Below are 15,202 nucleotides of genomic sequence, written 5' to 3'. Positions count from 1 at the left end.
GTGGGGTGGGGCGGGGGTGGGGTGGGGTGGGGCGGGGGCGTGGGCGGGGCGTATTTGTTTTTCCCCGCCGCCCACCCCCCTACGGGGGGTGGGCGGGTGTAGTAACGCGGTTGCCCACCCTGAAGGGTGGGGGCGGTGGTGGGGTGGCGGCGGGGGCAGCGGGCGCGCCCTACCTCAGCGGGTTTCCAGGCGTAGTTCGACTTCCTTTTCCTGGTCGCCGGCGGCCATGCCCAGAATCTGTACCGCGAACGCCGGCTTCAGGCCCTTGACCAGCTGGTCGACCGCCCAATAGCCCCCCTGGAGGCTGACGATGACGGGCGAGGTCAGCCGCCGGGGCTCGGCCTCGGCCTTGCGCTCGCTCACGTCGAAGGTCGAGGTCCACACGGTCGCGCCTGGCCCCGCCATCTCCTCGGGCACGTCATCGGCGGCCCGGTCTGAGCTGAAGGAGGTACGCAGCGCGCTGAAGACGGCGTGCGCGTCCTGCGCGGCACAGCTCTCCAGCTCCACCACCACCTCGGCCGATACGTGTTCCGCGTGTGATGCCTGATCCGCGCTGTTCACTGTGGGGCCTTCCTCTGCGGGCCTTCCTCCGGGGCCGAACGCTTCCAGGCTCGCGCCACGGCCCGGTGTGTGCGACCCGAGACTCGAACGAGTGGTTTGAACGGCGCAACGTTGCGACGCGACGCATGATGGTTACGCTCTGTAGTCGATGGCGGCGCTCTGTGATCGATTCGAGTATCGCGCTCGCCGCGCCGGCACCGCGTGAGCGTGTGGCCTCACATGCCTCACGCGCCTGACACACGCATCGCAGGACAGACCGCGCATCGCAGGACAGCCGCAGCCATCGGCAGGAATCAGCAGTGATCAGCAGTCAGTACCCACCTTCGACCCACCGGGAGCCGACTTTGACCAGCGCCGTCATCGATCAGAAGGTCACCAGCTACACCGTCCGCCATGCGCTCTGCATGGCGCGCGCCGCCGACCTCGCGTACAAGGACGAGAAGACCGTCGAGGCCACCGCCCATGACTGGGGCTTCGACCGGGTGCGCCACCATCTCACCGAGTTCCGTCCGCCCTTCCCGCTGGAGGACACCCAGGCGTACACCCTCGGCGGCGAGAGCATGATCATCACCGCGTTCCGGGGGACGGAGCCGGCGGAAATGCGCGACTGGCTCTCCGACTCCACCACGCCGCCGTGGCCCGGCCCCGGCGGCAAGGGGTACATCCACTACGGCTTCGGCGAGGCGCTGGCGGGCATCTGGCCGCAGGTCCGCGCCGCCATCGACGAGTTCCGCGACAACAACCAGACCGTGTGGTTCACCGGCCACAGTCTCGGCGGCGCGCTGGCGATGCTGGCCGGCGCCCGGCTGCACTTCGAAGAGCCGCATGTGACGGCCACCGGCGTCTACACCTTCGGGCAGCCGCGGACCTGCGACCGGCTGCTGTCGCAGGCGTTCAGCGCGGCCTTCACGGACCGCATGTACCGCTTCGTCAACAACAACGACATCGTGCCGCAGCTCCCCCCGGAGCCCGCCTTCCACCACGTCTCCGCGCTGCGCTACATCGATTCCCAGGGCACGATCCACAACACCATGCCGGTGATCAGCGGCCTGTTCGACCGCGCCAAGGGGCTCACCGCCGATGTGTTCGCGCCCGCCTCCGACGGCGTCCGCGACCACTTCATGAAGGCGTACATCAACGCATTGGAGAAGAACCAGAACTGACCGGCTGGGTGAGGTTGACGGCGTTGCCGTCCGGGTCCTGGATGTGGGCCACCCGCTGGCCCCACGGCATGTCATTGGCCGGGCCGCGCACCGTGCCGCCAAGGGGCGCGACCCGTTCCAGGAGGTGGTCCACATCCTCGACCGCGAAGCTGAGCAGGATGCGGGTCGGGGTGCCGGTCTCGACGTCCTTGTCCGCCACGATGCCCAGCTCCGAGCCGCCGAGCCGCAGCCCGACGAAGAAGAGCGGCCCCTCTTCGGGCACACGGGTGAACTCCTCGGCGCCGAGCAGTTCGCGGTAGAAGCTCCGCAGCCGGTCGGCGTCGGGGGTGACGATCACGGGCTGGAGAGCGGCGGGGGGCGTGGTGTCGGGCACGGTGTCCTCCTGTTGCGAGGTGCAGGGAACTACGGGACTCCAGGGTCCGGGGAGGTGGGCCGCTGGGTCCGGGGAGGTAGACCGCGCCCGAGGGGCGGATTCATCGGTCCGGGTGGGACGCGGTGGACGGGGTGCGGGTGAAGGTGACGTCGGCAGCCCGGGCAACGATCTCCACCTCGTCGCCCAGGGCCCATTCTGCGGCGCGGGAGGACAGCGCCGCCGGGACGACATCGCTGATGCCCGGGGCCGCCGGGATGTCGTAGGTGGCGTGTGCGTCGTGCGGCAGAACGACCCGGAAGTCGCGGTCCAGGGCGGTGCGGGCGGTCGCGGCGACGCACATCTCGGAGAGAACTCCGCAGATGGCCAGCGCCTGGACGTCGGCGTCGGCGAGCAGGGCGCCCAGCTCGGTGCCCTCGAAGCCGTCGTCCTCCGCCTTGCGGACCACGACCTCGCGGGGGCCCGGCTCGACGGGCAGATGGAGTTCCCAGCCGGGCGTGTGCGGCTCGTCGGCGGTTCCGGGCTCACCGTCGTTCTGCAGATGCACGACGAGGGCGCCGGCGGCTCGGGCCCCGGCGAGCAGGTCGCGGCTCCGGTCGAGCACCCGCGCGGCGTCGGGCACCGCCTCGTCGCCCGCGACAAAGGCCGACTGCAGATCGATGAGGAGGAGGGCGTCGACGGGGAGGAGGGGGCCGGCCGGGTGAACCGGCGCGCCGGTCGCGGTGACGGCAGGCGTCTCGGGAGCCGTCCCCGCGGGCTGCGTCTCGGCCCCGGCCCCGGGTCGCGTCTCGGCCCCGGAGTGCGTCGCGGCGTGCGTCCCGGTCGTGGTGCTGGTCGTGGTCATGGTGGCCATGGTGCGTCGCGTGGGTGGGCGGTGATCACCGAGCACGGCGGGATCCGGCCAGGGACTTCACCCCAGCGGAAGGTCAAGGACGTCACACCGCCGGAGGTCACACAGGCCCTGTCGCCGCACGTCGGCCTGTGCGGACACGCGCCGCTGAGCCGTCCGGGCTCACCTCGTTGCCATGGTCATCGACCGGGCGGATCATCCGGTCGAGCACACCGTACGCACGTACTCGCCACAGGTACGCGCCGCACGCACTCGGCGCAGGTACTCGCCCCGCACAGCGGCCGTGTACGCGCCGTACGGACTCACGGAACGACGCACAAGGACGACCTGAGGAGAGCCGCCGTGGGACCAGCCGCCGTCAATGGCTACTGCGCACCGCAGTTCGCCGGCGTACGGGAAGCGTTCGAGCGGAACTTCGACGACCAGGGCGACGTCGGCGCGGCGGTCGCGGTGACCGTGGACGGCGCACGGGTGGTCGACCTGTGGGGCGGCCACGCGGACGCCGATCGGACCCGCGCCTGGGAGCGCGACACCCTCGTGAACGTCTACTCGACGACCAAGGGCATGACCGCGCTGTGCGCCCATCTCCTCGTGGACCGGGGCGAGTTGGATCTCGACGCGCCGGTCGCCCGCTACTGGCCGGAGTTCGCGCAGGCCGGCAAGCAGGACATACCCGTACGCTGGCTGCTCAGCCATCGCGCCGGGCTGATCGCGCCCGGTGAGCCGCTGCCCGCGGGGCGCGCCTACGACTGGGAGCGGGTCTGCGCCGACCTGGCGGCCACCGCGCCGTGGTGGGAGCCGGGCACCGCTCAGGGCTACCACGCGGTGACCTTCGGCTACCTCGTCGGCGAGGTGGTCCGGCGGATCACCGGGCAGTCCCTCGGCGCGTTCCTGCGCAGCGAGATCACCGGGCCGCTGGGCGCGCGGGTGTTCATCGGGACCCCCGCCGAGGAGCACGCCTCCTGCGCGGACATGATCGGGCAGCTGGACGAGGCACGGCTCGGGGAGCGGTTGCCCGGCGCGCCGAAGCCGCCGTTCCGGTCGATCACCGATCATCCGCTGACGGCCGTGCTGCTGGCGCTGACCTATATCCCCACCGGCGACGTCAACAGCGCCGCCTACCGCTCGGCCGAGATCCCCGCGGGCAACGGGCACGCCACCGCCCGTGGGCTGGCGACGGTGTACGGCGCACTGGCGGGCGGCACCCTCGTCGGCCCGGCCACCCTGGAGGCGATGCGCCGGTCGCAGAGCCTGCCCGGCGAGCACGACCTGGCGCTCGGCGCGCTCGCCCCGGCGGGCTTCGAGCACCGCTGGGGCCTTGGCTACCTGCTCAACCACCACGGCCTGGCGGGCCCCAACCCGCGGGCCTTCGGGCATGGCGGGGTGGGCGGCTCGTACGCCTTCGCCGATCCGGAGAACGGGGTGGCGTACGCCTACGTCATGAACAAGTGCGGCGGCGGCACGACCGGCGACGATCCACGCAACCTCGGCCTGATCGCGGCGGTCTACGCGGCCCTGGAGGGGGTGCGGGGCTGACGCCCCCGGCCGGTTCCAGAGTTTGTCCGATGGGTCGGGGTCGGCCCCGGCCAGGACCCATCGGACAACACACCTAGGGGGTGGCCGACTCGGGCGGCGGCGCGGGCCTCGGGGCGACGGGCGGTTCGCCGGCGGCATCGGTGAGCGCGCGCAGCGAGTCCACGAGTCCGGCGCGCTGGGCGACCGGCAGCCGGGCCACGATCGCGGCGATCTCCGTATGCCGGTGGGCCAGTACGCGCTCGACGAGCGCGCGGCCCTGTGCCGTCAGGCTCAGTACCACCTCCCGGCGGTTGCCGGGATTGGCCTGCCGGGTGACGCTGCCGGCCGCCGCCAGCCGGTCGACCATCCGCATCGCGGTCGACGGATTGACGCCCAGCGCGGCGGCCAGCGTGGCGAGCTTGACCGGGCCCTGTCCGTCCAGCACCACGAGGGCGCGCAGCTGGGGCAGCGTGAGCGAGGGGTCGGTCCGGGCGAGCGCCCGGACCGAGATCCCGACCAGCAGCCGGGAGGCGGTCAGCACCGCGGCGATGACCTCCTCGACGTCTTGATCGAGATCGGCGTCCCGGCCGGGATCGGCGGCCGGGACGGGATCGTCGTCGTGGCCGGATTCATCGTCGTGCCCCATGGCTGCCTTTATACCGCTGACGGCATCGCACCTGGTGACAGGCCCCTGCGGGCGCTGCCGGCGACCGGTGGATCCGCACCGGCGATCGCGGTTGCCCGGCGCAATAATGGGAGGTGCGGCAAGTATCCGGCCCCGGCGCGAGCGCGGTGGGCCCGGGGAGAGGGCGTGGTGACCATGGAACGGGACACCGAGACGGTTCACGAGGCGTATTCGTTCGTCTGCCTGCACTGCGGGCACGGCTGGGAGGAGGAGTACGAGATCCGGCACACCACGGACCTGGCCGGGCATCGGCGTGCCGACTACTTCACCCGCGGCGTCCGGGTCGCGTCCCCGCTGACCCGCAGCGACTGCCCGTCCTGCAACCTCGGCCCGATCCGGATCCTGCGCCCCGGCCGGGTGAACGCGGCCCGTACGTACCTCGCCTGAGGCCGGCTCCCGTCCGTTCGGGTCTGGCGGGCGGACCGGTCGCCGCGCACGCAACGGCCCGCACGGTCCTCGCCGACGCCCCGTCACCACCCCGTGTACAGCAGATGGTTGACCGCCAGCGCCAGTAGCGCCTGCGCCGTCAGCCAGTGGCGCTGCCGGGCGGCGGGCAGCAGGGCGCAGGCCGGCAGGAGCCAGACGGCGAAGGGGAGCCAGATGCGCTCGGTCTCGGCCTTGCTCATGCCGGAGAGGTCGGCGACCAGCAGGGCGAGCAGTGCGGCCATCACGAGGATCGCCAGGCGGTCGGCGGGGCGGTCCACAGGGCCGGTTCCGGCCCGTCCGGTGGTGGGAAGGGTCCGTGCGCGGAGCTGCCGTACGGCGGTGGGGGCGGCCGCCAGGACACGGCGCAGACCGGCGGCCGTCGCCAGGCCGGTGATCAGGACGGTGCAGGCGAGGTTGCCCCAGATCCAGTACGCGTACGGGCGGACCGCCGCGGCGCCCTGGTAGTAGCGCTCCACCAGCAGGCGGTAGCCCTCCCACCAGTCGAAACCGGCGAGGGTGAAGACCGCGGCCACGGCGCCGGCCCCGGCGGCCAGCAGGGGCAGCGGCCGCGCGGTGCGGGCTAGGGCCTGTCCGATGGGTCCTGGCCGGGCCCATCGGACAGGCCCTAGCAGCAGCACCGCGGCGGCGATCAGCGCGATGAGGGTGAGGCCGTAGGAGAGGTAGCAGGTCAGGCCGAAGAGGAGCCCGGAGGCCAGGGCGGCGGCCGCGGGGTGGCGGGTGCGGCGGGTGGCGGCGAGGGCGAGCAGCGCCAGCGACCAGGCGGCGACGGCCGCGAAGTAGCCGTCCGCGGAGGTGCCCACCCACACCGCGGCCGGGGCCGGCGCGAGGAACGGCGCGGCCCGGCGCGCGGTCGGCTCGTCGGTGAGGGCGCGCAGCGCGATGAGGACCGCGGCCGCGGCGGAGGTGCCGACGGTGATGCACCAGGCGCCGGCCCAGGCCCCGCCGCCCAGGCCGATGCGGTCCAGGCCGACGAAGGTGAGCACCGCGGCCGGAGGGTGCCCGGCGACATGGGCGGGCCAGTGGTCGGGCCCTGTGTTGAGGATGTGCGTGGTGAAGTCGCGCAGTGCCGGGCCGAGATCGTCGAAGCGGCGGATGACGGTCAGGTACTCGTACTCGGTGGTGAGGCGGCGGGCGACGCCGGTCTGCCAGCCGTCGACCAGGGCCAGCGACCACGTCCAGGCCAGGGAGGCCGCCCAGCCCGTGAGGACCAGCCGGCGCCAGGGCAGCCGGTCGGCGAGCGGCGGCCCGTAGGCGATCACGAGGACGGCGACCGCGAGTGCGGCGGGGGTGCCGGGGCCCAGGTGCGCGAACCACGAGGCGTACAGCGGCGGCACGTTGACGTGCAGGCTGCCGTTGGCGCGCTGGATGACGGCGCCGACGGCGGCGGCCAGCACGACGAGCAGGGCGCCGGCCGCGGCGGCCAGCAGATCGGCCCGGCGGGCGGCGCGGTCCTCCGGAGTACGGCAGGCATCGGCCGCGTCGGCGCGTTCTTCGGAAGTCGGTCGGGGGGTCACACCGGCACGCTAGGGCGCGAGCGGTGCGACCGGGGCCCGCCGTTCCGCCGACGTCAGAGTTTCGTCATGCGTCGCGGCCCCCTGGGGGCCCGGGTGGCGGCATACCGTCGGAGCGGACCTGCTCGTCCGGGCGGTGCGGCGCCGTCGCGCCGACCGACGAGGGCTCATCGACCGCCGAGGACTCATCATGGGTGCCCACCACCGTCTCGTTCCCCCCACGTCGCCGTCGTTCTGGCGCAGCCCGCTGCGCGGCCCCCGGCTGACCGCGCTGCTCGGTGTGGTGCTGCTGGCCGGGATCACGCTGCTGTTCGTCACCGGCCTGCTCTCGTACGCCGCGTACAACCCGGACCTGGCCGGCGGTGTCAACGACAAGACGCCCGGAAAGGGGCTGCTGGGCTTCTACCTCTTCAGCTGGCCGACCGATCCGCACTGGCTCTACCGGCTCACCCAGGGGGTGCATGTCACGCTCGGCGTCGCGCTGGTGCCGATCCTGCTGGCGAAGCTGTGGTCGGTGATCCCCAAGCTGTTCACGCTGCCGCCGGCCCGGTCCGTCGGGCACGCCCTGGAGCGGGTCTCGCTGCTGCTGCTCGTCGGCGGCGCGCTGTTCGAGTTCGTGACCGGCATCCTCAACATCCAGTTGGAGTACCTCTTCCCGGGGTCGTTCTATCCGCTGCACTTCTACGGCGCGTGGGTGTTCATCGGCGCCTTCGTCGCCCATGTGGTGCTGCGGCTGCCGCGGACCGTACGGGCGGTGCGGGAGCGCACGGACCCGGCAGCGGACGCCGATGACACCGGGCTGGTGGCGGTCCGGCCGGACCGGCCGACGGTGTCCCGGCGCGGTGCGCTGGGGCTGGTCGGCGCCGGATCGCTGCTGCTGCTCGCGACGACCGCCGGGCAGAGCGTCGGCGGCTGGTGGCGGCGGACGGCCCTGCTGGCGCCGCACGGCGGACGCGACCCGGGCGGCGGACCGAACGGCTTCCAGATCAACAAGACGGCCGCGTTCGCCGGGATCAGAGCGCAGGACACCGGCGGCGACTGGCGGCTGACGGTCGAGGGGGGCGGGCGGCGGGTGCGGCTGGACCGCGCCGCGCTGCTGGGGCTGCCGCAGCACGTGTCGGCGCTGCCGATCGCCTGTGTGGAGGGCTGGTCGACGGACGACCAGTTGTGGAGCGGCGTACGGCTGCGCGACCTCGCCGCGCTGGTGGGCCTCGGCGCGCAGCCGCCCGGCCTGCTGGTGGAGTCGCTCCAGTTGCACGGCGCGTTCCGCCGGGCCGCGCTGCGCGACAACCAGGTGCGCGATCCGCGGTCGCTGCTCGCGCTGCGAGTGGGCGGTGCGGAGCTGTCCGCGGACCACGGCTATCCGGCACGGATCATCGTTCCGGCGGCGCCCGGGGTGCTCAACACCAAGTGGGTGTCGCGGCTGACGTTCGGGGAGTGGTGAGGATGCGGCGCACGTGGCGCGAGCGCGTGGGTGGGTGGCGGGAGCGGGCGGTCCGGGCTCTGCGGACGCTGCGGCGTCACCGCTGGTACGGCGAAGGGCCGCTGCATCTGCTGCTGATGCTCGCCTCTTTCGCGCTCACCGGCTACGCGGGGGTGCGGCTGCTGAGCGGCGGGGACTGGCCGCTGGTGGTCGTATGGTTCGTCGGGGCGGCGCTGCTGCACGACCTGGTGCTGCTGCCGCTGTACGCGTGCGCCGACCGCGGCGTGGCGGCGTACACGGCACGGACCGCCCGGCATCCGGCCTGGACCGGGTACGTCCGGGTCCCCGCCGCGCTGTCCGGACTGTTGCTGCTGGTGTGGTTCCCGCTGATCGCGGGCTCGGCGGGGAGCGGCTCGGCGGCGCACTTCGAGACCGCCACCGGGCTGTCCGGCCAGGGGTTCCTGACCCGCTGGCTGCTGATCACCGCGGGGCTGTTCGCGGCCTCGGCCCTGTGGCTGCTGTGCCGTACGGTTCAGCCGCGCCGGGCGGGCGGGGACCGGCGCGGGCGCAGGGAGACGAAGCAGCGGCCGGCCGCCGGGGACTGACCGGGCCGCGCGAAGGTCCACCGCTCGGCGGGCGCCCAGCCGGTGGCGGCCGCGTACCGCAGCAGCGCACGGGTGCCGACCCGGGCCCAGGGGAACGGGGCGCCCGGTGCGCGGTGTCCGTCGTCGTGGCCGTGGCCGAGGAAGGCATGCTGCCCGGTGTCGACCCGGACCTCGACGCGCTCGTCGAGGTCCGCCGGGGCGGTCTCGACTATGAGCAGGCCGGACGGGGCGACGAGTTCGGCCGTCCGGGCGAGCAGGGCACGGGGGTCGCCGCCGATGCCGATATTGCCGTCCAGGAGCAGTGCGGTGCCCCAACTCCCCTCGTCGGGCAGGGGGTCGAAGACGGAGCGGTGCAGCACGGCACCGCCGGTCGCGGCGGTGCGGGCGACCGCGGCCCGGCTGACGTCGATGCCGAGCACCGGCCGGCCCTGTGCGGCGAGTTCGGCGACCAGCCGTCCGGGGCCGCAGCCGATGTCGAGGACGGCGCCCTCGCAGCGGCCGAGCGCCGACAGGTCGGCGGCGTCCGCCCGCGCGCACCAGCGCTCGACCTCCAGCGGCAGCAGCCACCCGTCGGTACGGCGCAGGAAGAGCGGGCCGCGACCGCTGCGGAGGGCGTCGGCGTACGGGTCCGCTCCCCAGGAGGCGGTGCCGGGCGGAGCGGTCGCCGGCGGCACGGCGGCGCTCATCGGCCGCCGGCCCGGGTCAGCCGGGCGAGGGTGGCGGCGAACCGTCCGCCGGGTGCCGCGGCCGCGACCCGCTCGGCGTCGTCCGCGGTGTCGACGTCGCACAGCGGCGGCAACTCCGCCACCCGGAGTCCGGCGGCGGTCAGCCGGGCCCGCTGGACGGCCCCGGTGCGGTCGGTGGACATGGGGACGCCGCGCAGCAGCCGGGGGTCGGGCACGGCCAGGCCGAGCGCCCAGAATCCGCCGTCCTCGGCCGCGCCGAACCAGGCGTCGCAGTCGTCCCATGCACCCACGTCCGTTACGGGGGCGAGGAGTCGGGGGGTGACCTGCGGGGTGTCCATGCCGATCAGCAGGGTCGGTCCGGTGCTGTCGGCGAAGGCTCGGGCGAGCCGCTCGTCGAGGCCGCCGCCGCCCTGCGGCCGCACGTCGAAGCCGGCCGGCAGCCAGCTTCCCGGCCGGCCGTCGAGCACCAGCACCCGTCGCCGGGCGGGCACGGCGCGGACGGCCCGGAGGGTGTCGTACAGCGCGGCCTCGGCCAACTGGGCGGCCTCGGCGGGGGTGTACGGCGGGGTGAGCCGGGTCTTGACCCGGCCGGGCACCGGCTCCTTGGCGATGACCAGGACCGTGGTCGGCCCGCGGCCCACCGGCGGCTCCGGGCGGTCGGGCGCGGTCATCGGGCCGCCTCCTTCGTACGGGGCGTCAGCGGCGGCTGGGTCAGGACGCCGCGCATATCGCGGACCGCGTGCCAGGTGCCGCGCCAGGTGCCGGTGACCTTCGAGCGGCCGGTACGCGGCCGGTAGGGCACATCGCGCTCCTCGACGCGCCAGCCGGCGTCGGCGGCCCGGACGACCATCTGGAGCGGGTAGCCGCTGCGGCGGTCGGTCAGGCCGAGGCCGAGCAGCGCGGTGCGCCGGGCGGCGCGCAACGGGCCGAGGTCGTGCAGCCGCAGCCCGGTGCGGCGGCGCAGCATCCGGGCCAGCGCGAGGTTGCCGGCTCGGGCGTGCGGCGGCCAGGCGCCGCGCCCCTGGGGTCGCCGGCGGCCCAGCACCAGATCGCTGTCACCGTCGCGGACGGCGGCCACGAACGGGGCGAGCAGCGCCGGGTCGAGGGAGGCGTCGCAGTCGCAGAAGCAGACGATGTCCGCCTCGGCGGCCAGCAGTCCGGCGTGGCAGGCGGCGCCGAAGCCGCGGCGCGGTTCGTGGACGACGGTGGCGCCCAGGTCGCGGGCGATCTCGGCGGAGCCGTCGGTGGAGCCGTTGTCCACGACGATCGCCCGCCAGCCGGCCGGGATGCGCGCCAGTACCCAGGGCAGCGCGGCGGCCTCGTCGAGGCAGGGCAGCACGACGTCCACCGGGGCGGGGCGGGCGGCACCCGCCGCGGCACCGGTCGCCCCGGTCACCGCGGCCGCCGGACCGGCCGCCGGACCGGCCGCCGGGCGCATCTCCTCCCGGGCGAACTCCGTCATCCCTTCGGCGAATCCGATCTCCGCCCGCCAGCCGAGGTCCTCGGCGATCCGCCGCGACGACGCCGTGATGTGCCGTACGTCGCCCAGCCGGTACTCCCCCGTCACCACCGGCGCCGGGCCGCCGTATGCCGCGGCCAGGGCGTGCGCCATCTCGCCGACGGTGTGCGGCTGCGAGCTGCCCGTGTTGTACGCGGTCAGGGTGTCCGGCGCCCGCTCCGGCAGGGCCTCCAGCGCCACCGCGTTGGCCGCCGCGATGTCCCGTACGTGGACGAAGTCCCGCCGCTGGCCCCCGTCCTCGTAGACGGTCGGTGCCTCGCCGCGGGCCAGTGCCGAGCGGAAGAATGAGGCGACGCCGGCATACGGGGTGTCGCGTGGCATTCCGGGCCCGTAGACGTTGTGATAGCGCAGCGAGACGGCCCGGCCGCCGGTCGCCCGCGCCCAGGAGGCGGCCAGATGCTCCTGGGCGAGCTTGGTGGCGGCGTAGACGTTGCGCGGATCGGTGGGCGCGTCCTCGTCGACCAGCCCCGGTCCGAGCTGCGCACCGCACTGCGGGCAGCGCGGCTCGAACCGCCCGGCGGCCAGCTCGTCGGCGGCGCGCGGGCCGGGCCGCACCACACCGTGTCCGGGGCAGGTGTAGCGCCCCTCCCCGTAGACCACCATCGACCCGGCGAGCACCAGCCGGCGCACGCCCGCGTCGGCCATCGCGGCCAGCAGCACGGCCGTCCCCAGGTCGTTGCAGCCGACGTAGCCGGGCGCGTCGGCGAAGTCCTTGCCCAGGCCCACCATCGCCGCCTGGTGGCAGACCGCGTCGATGCCCCGCAGGGCCGCGTCGACGGCCGCCCGGTCGCGTACGTCCGCGACGATGCGGTGCTCCTGCGGGCGGGGCGGCGGGGGCTCGGGGTGTGCCGAGGGCAGCAGTGCGTCGAAGACCACGGGCTCGTGGCCGCGCGCGCGGAGCGCGGCGACGACCTGCGATCCGATGAATCCGGCGCCGCCGGTGACCAGTACTCGCATGCCGGTCACGCTAAGCGTGACCGGGCCCTGCGGCGCGCGCCACGACCGCCGCGTCACGGGTCCGTAAGAATCGGCGGCCGTCTGCACGGTGCGCTGCGGGCCACTGCGATTCGGTAACAGGCCCATTCGAGGTATTTCGGTACGGCATAGGTTGCATATGCTCAGGTCGGGGGTCGGGGGGCCGATTTTGGACACTCCGACGGCCGACGGCCCGCCCCCGTAACCCGATCACCGGACACGACACCGTCGGAGAACACCTTGGCCGTGGAGAACGGGGAGCTGTGCACCGGCTCCCGTGTGCTGTCCGTACTCCCCTACACGGTGATGGCCGTGGTCAGCGTCGTCGACCTCACCGCGGGCCCGGAAGTGGGCTTTCTGCCCCTGGTGTCCCTGGGGCCCGCGTTCGCCGGACTGGTGGGCGGCTGGCGGCGCACCGCTCTCGTCGGACTCACGGCGTTCGTCCTCTGCCTCGGCCTGGGCGTCTACGACGGCCTGTTCGAGAGCCGGCGCGGGCTGATCGCGCTGCTGTCGGTGACCGGGGTGACCGCGGCCGGTGTGGTCGCCGCGGTGATGCGGCAGCGCCGCGAGGCGGAGCTGGCCAGCGTCCGTTCGATCGCCGAGGTCGCCCAGCGGGTGCTGCTGCGCCCCGTGCCGCGCAGCGCGGGCCCGCTGCGGATCGCGGTCTCCTACACCTCGGCGGTGGCCGAGGCCCGGATAGGCGGCGATCTGTACGAGGTGGTGACCTCGCCCGCCGGTGTACGGATCATCGTCGGCGACGTCCAGGGCAAGGGCCTGGAGGCCGTGGAGAGCGCGGCGGTGGTGCTGGGCGCCTTCCGGGAGGCCGCGCACGACGAGCCGGATCTGCCGGCCGTCGGCGAACGCGTCGAACGGGCCCTGAACCGCCATCTGTCCGGCGAGCGGTTCGTCACGGCGGTGCTCGCCGAGATCGGTGACGGGCCGCGGGCGACGCTGCTCAACTACGGCCATCCGGCCCCGCTCGTCGTCCGCCCCGCCGGCACGGTCGCCTTCGCCGCACCGCCCGACCGGGCCCTGCCGCTCGGCCTCACGCTGGCCGGCTCCGGTGCCCCGCTCCCCTACGAGGTGCCGTTCACCCCCGGCGACCAGCTGCTGTTCTACACCGACGGGGTCACCGAGGCCCGCGATGCGACGGGCCGCTTCTACCCCCTCGACGAGCGCTCCGCGCTGCTGAAGGACCCCGACCCGGAGGCCGCGCTGCGCTCGGTCCGCGAAGACGTGGTCGAGCACGCCGAGGGGCCGCTCCACGACGACGCGGCGATGCTGCTGGTGCGCTACCGGGAATCCCGCTGAACCGGCGTCACTCCAGAGGCGGCCCCGTGGAGTGACGCCGGTTCCGCCGCGGCGTGTGCGGAGGCGGCGAGGGGCCGGCGCCGCCTCCGGGGCGGTCAGCGGTGGGAGAGGAAGACCGTCTCCTCGTGCGCGCCGTCCGCCGAGTGCCGCAGCCGGATGTCGAAGCAGTACCGGCCGGGCCCGTCCGGTTCGGCGAGCAGGGTGCGCGCACGGGCGGCGGGCAGCCTCGTCAGCAGCGGGTCGGCGGCGTGGGCGGTCCGGTGCTCGGGGAAGTAGACGCGGGTGAAGAGGTGCTGGATCAGTCCCCGGGCGAAGAGGCATACGGCGAGGTACGGCGCGGCGTCCGGGCGGCCGGCGGGGGCGGCCGCGGGCAGGGTGCGCAGGGCGTAGCGCCCGTCGGCGTCGGTGGGGACGCGGCCGAAGCCGGTGAAGTCCACGCCGTCGCGGCCGAGGAGCGCGCCGGTGGCCGGGTCCTGGCGCAGCGAGCCGGGCGCGCCGGTCAGGCTGCCGTCGGGTGCCGCCTGCCAGAACTCCAGCAGCGCGTCGGGCACCGGGGCTCCGGCTCCGTCCCGTACGCGGCCGTGCACGGTGATCGTGTCGGGGTGGCCGGCCGGCGCGATCCGCTCGCCGCCGGGGAACGGGAGCGCGTTGCCGTAGAACGGGCCGATGGTCTGCGCCGGTGTCGGTGCGGGCGGGGCGGCGTCGGGCGCGGTGCCGGAGTCCGGCCGGGTGGTGGCACGGGGCATCAGCGGCCCTCCTCGATCCAGGTGGCGGACGGGCCGTCCAGGACGATGTCCCAGCGGTAGCCCAGGAACCGTTCGGGGTCGGACAGTGCGTGGTCGTAGGTGGCCACCAGGCGGGCGCGGGCGGCGGGGTCGGTGACCGAGCCGAGGACCGGGTCGTACGGCAGGAGCGGGTCGCCGGGGAAGTACATCTGGGTGATCAGCCGCTGGGTGAACGCCGAGCCGAAGAGCGAGAAGTGGATATGGGCTGGGCGCCAGGCGTGGTCGTAGGTGTCCAGCGGATAGGCGCCGGGCTTGATGGTGGTGAAGGCGTAGCGGCCCTCGTCGTCGGTCAGCGCGCGGCCGGTGCCGGTGAAGTTCGGGTCCAGCGGGGCCGGGTGCCGGTCGCCCCGATGGGCGTACCGGCCGGCGGCGTTGGCCTGCCAGATCTCGACGAGCTGGCCGCGCACGGGGCGGCCGGCGCGGTCCAGGACGCGGCCGGTGACGGTGATGCGCTCGCCGAGGGGTTCGCCGGTGTGCCGGCGGGTGAGGTCGGCGTCGAGCGCGCCGACGTCCGTGCCACCGAAGACGGGTCCGTGCAGCTCGACGGCCTCCGGGTCGGCGCGGTGGTCGATCTCGACCGGCGGCCGCTGGGGTTGGCGGATTGTGCTGCCGCGGTACGGGATGTGCTCGGGGGCGGGGGCGGGGGCGGGGTGCTCGGGGACGCGTGGGCCGGCGAGGTCGGTGGGCTGCGGGGTCGGGGCCATATGCCGTCTCCCTGCGGTTGCGGACGGGCGGGGGCAAGGCGTACGTGGCCACTGAAGCAGCCCCTGCCACCGGAGCGACAGGCGATACCAGG

The 15,202-nt window shown here is 74.5% G+C and carries 16 protein-coding genes and 1 pseudogene; 6 read left to right on the top strand and 11 right to left on the bottom strand.

Features of this window, described 5'->3' with window-relative positions:
* Positions 1 to 174: 174 nt before the first annotated feature.
* Positions 175 to 561 carry a hypothetical protein gene (locus ACZ4NB_RS14260; protein ID WP_467661265.1) on the bottom strand — a complete coding sequence of 129 codons (387 nt, stop codon included), beginning with the start codon at positions 559 to 561 and terminating at the stop codon, positions 175 to 177.
* 344 nt (positions 562 to 905) lie between these two features.
* Between ACZ4NB_RS14260 and ACZ4NB_RS14255 the strand changes: the two genes are divergently transcribed.
* A complete protein-coding gene (locus tag ACZ4NB_RS14255; protein WP_467661263.1) occupies positions 906 to 1,724 on the top strand; it encodes a lipase family protein in 819 nt (272 codons plus the stop codon).
* Here ACZ4NB_RS14255 and ACZ4NB_RS14250 read toward each other — a convergent pair.
* Both ACZ4NB_RS14250 and ACZ4NB_RS14245 read right to left on the bottom strand, forming a co-directional pair.
* Positions 1,696 to 2,097 (bottom strand): VOC family protein, encoded by a 402-nt coding sequence (locus tag ACZ4NB_RS14250; RefSeq protein ID WP_467661261.1) that lies wholly within the window; start codon positions 2,095 to 2,097, stop codon positions 1,696 to 1,698. The two genes, ACZ4NB_RS14255 and ACZ4NB_RS14250, sit on opposite strands and share 29 nt — an antisense overlap.
* Positions 2,098 to 2,197: 100 nt before the next feature.
* Positions 2,198 to 2,938 carry an isochorismatase family protein gene (locus ACZ4NB_RS14245; protein WP_467661259.1) on the bottom strand — a complete coding sequence of 247 codons (741 nt, stop codon included), beginning with the start codon at positions 2,936 to 2,938 and terminating at the stop codon, positions 2,198 to 2,200.
* A 348-nt stretch (positions 2,939 to 3,286) separates the two neighbouring features.
* On the opposite strand from ACZ4NB_RS14245, the gene ACZ4NB_RS14240 reads away from it, so the two are divergent.
* Positions 3,287 to 4,480 (top strand): serine hydrolase domain-containing protein, encoded by a 1,194-nt coding sequence (locus ACZ4NB_RS14240; RefSeq protein ID WP_467661258.1) that lies wholly within the window; start codon positions 3,287 to 3,289, stop codon positions 4,478 to 4,480.
* A gap of 73 nt (positions 4,481 to 4,553) precedes the next feature.
* Here the strand turns inward: ACZ4NB_RS14240 and ACZ4NB_RS14235 are convergent, their stop codons facing one another.
* Entirely contained in the window at positions 4,554 to 5,105 is a 552-nt protein-coding gene (locus ACZ4NB_RS14235; RefSeq protein WP_467661256.1) for a MarR family winged helix-turn-helix transcriptional regulator, read from the bottom strand.
* Between the two features lie 174 nt (positions 5,106 to 5,279).
* Between ACZ4NB_RS14235 and ACZ4NB_RS14230 the strand changes: the two genes are divergently transcribed.
* On the top strand, positions 5,280 to 5,531 hold the full coding sequence (locus tag ACZ4NB_RS14230) for a hypothetical protein (RefSeq protein ID WP_467661282.1): 252 nt from the start codon (positions 5,280 to 5,282) through the stop codon (positions 5,529 to 5,531).
* Between the two features lie 83 nt (positions 5,532 to 5,614).
* Here the strand turns inward: ACZ4NB_RS14230 and ACZ4NB_RS14225 are convergent, their stop codons facing one another.
* The gene (locus tag ACZ4NB_RS14225) at positions 5,615 to 7,105 is read right to left on the bottom strand and encodes a hypothetical protein (RefSeq protein WP_467661254.1); all 1,491 of its coding nucleotides are present in this window, start codon (positions 7,103 to 7,105) and stop codon (positions 5,615 to 5,617) included.
* A 187-nt stretch (positions 7,106 to 7,292) separates the two neighbouring features.
* On the opposite strand from ACZ4NB_RS14225, the gene ACZ4NB_RS14220 reads away from it, so the two are divergent.
* Together ACZ4NB_RS14220 and ACZ4NB_RS14215 are read left to right on the top strand one after the other, a co-directional pair.
* Positions 7,293 to 8,546, top strand: a complete 1,254-nt coding sequence (locus ACZ4NB_RS14220; RefSeq protein WP_467661252.1) for a molybdopterin-dependent oxidoreductase — start codon at positions 7,293 to 7,295, stop codon at positions 8,544 to 8,546.
* 2 nt (positions 8,547 to 8,548) lie between these two features.
* Complete coding sequence (locus tag ACZ4NB_RS14215; protein WP_467661250.1) at positions 8,549 to 9,130, top strand: hypothetical protein; 582 nt, start codon at positions 8,549 to 8,551, stop codon at positions 9,128 to 9,130.
* Here the strand turns inward: ACZ4NB_RS14215 and ACZ4NB_RS14210 are convergent.
* The 4 genes and pseudogenes from ACZ4NB_RS14210 to ACZ4NB_RS14195 all read right to left on the bottom strand — a co-directional run.
* The gene (locus ACZ4NB_RS14210; protein WP_467661248.1) at positions 9,058 to 9,804 is read right to left on the bottom strand and encodes a class I SAM-dependent methyltransferase; all 747 of its coding nucleotides are present in this window, start codon (positions 9,802 to 9,804) and stop codon (positions 9,058 to 9,060) included. The two genes, ACZ4NB_RS14215 and ACZ4NB_RS14210, sit on opposite strands and share 73 nt — an antisense overlap.
* An 8-nt stretch (positions 9,805 to 9,812) precedes the next feature.
* Positions 9,813 to 10,487: a TIGR04282 family arsenosugar biosynthesis glycosyltransferase gene (locus ACZ4NB_RS14205; protein WP_467661246.1), complete on the bottom strand. Its 675-nt coding sequence runs from the start codon at positions 10,485 to 10,487 to the stop codon at positions 9,813 to 9,815.
* Positions 10,484 to 11,155: a glycosyltransferase family 2 protein gene (locus ACZ4NB_RS14200; protein ID WP_467661280.1), complete on the bottom strand. Its 672-nt coding sequence runs from the start codon at positions 11,153 to 11,155 to the stop codon at positions 10,484 to 10,486. Before ACZ4NB_RS14200 ends, ACZ4NB_RS14205 begins: the two co-directional genes overlap by 4 nt.
* Before the next feature lie 69 nt (positions 11,156 to 11,224).
* Positions 11,225 to 12,292 (bottom strand): annotated as a pseudogene (locus tag ACZ4NB_RS14195) (NAD-dependent epimerase/dehydratase family protein); the annotation flags it as partial.
* Between the two features lie 324 nt (positions 12,293 to 12,616).
* Here ACZ4NB_RS14195 and ACZ4NB_RS14190 point away from each other — a divergent pair.
* Positions 12,617 to 13,621: a PP2C family protein-serine/threonine phosphatase gene (locus ACZ4NB_RS14190; protein ID WP_467661278.1), complete on the top strand. Its 1,005-nt coding sequence runs from the start codon at positions 12,617 to 12,619 to the stop codon at positions 13,619 to 13,621.
* A gap of 95 nt (positions 13,622 to 13,716) precedes the next feature.
* Here the strand turns inward: ACZ4NB_RS14190 and pcaG are convergent, their stop codons facing one another.
* Positions 13,717 to 14,367 (bottom strand): protocatechuate 3,4-dioxygenase subunit alpha, encoded by a 651-nt coding sequence (gene pcaG / locus ACZ4NB_RS14185; RefSeq protein ID WP_467661244.1) that lies wholly within the window; start codon positions 14,365 to 14,367, stop codon positions 13,717 to 13,719.
* Entirely contained in the window at positions 14,367 to 15,110 is a 744-nt protein-coding gene (gene pcaH / locus ACZ4NB_RS14180; protein ID WP_467661242.1) for a protocatechuate 3,4-dioxygenase subunit beta, read from the bottom strand. The genes pcaG and pcaH overlap by 1 nt, the downstream gene beginning before the upstream one ends.
* Positions 15,111 to 15,202 lie beyond the last annotated feature (92 nt).

It is taken from the genome of Streptomyces sp. NPDC026575, from assembly GCF_055567415.1.
Note: the sequence above shows the minus strand (reverse complement) of the source record. Positions and strands in the feature narration are given on the sequence as shown.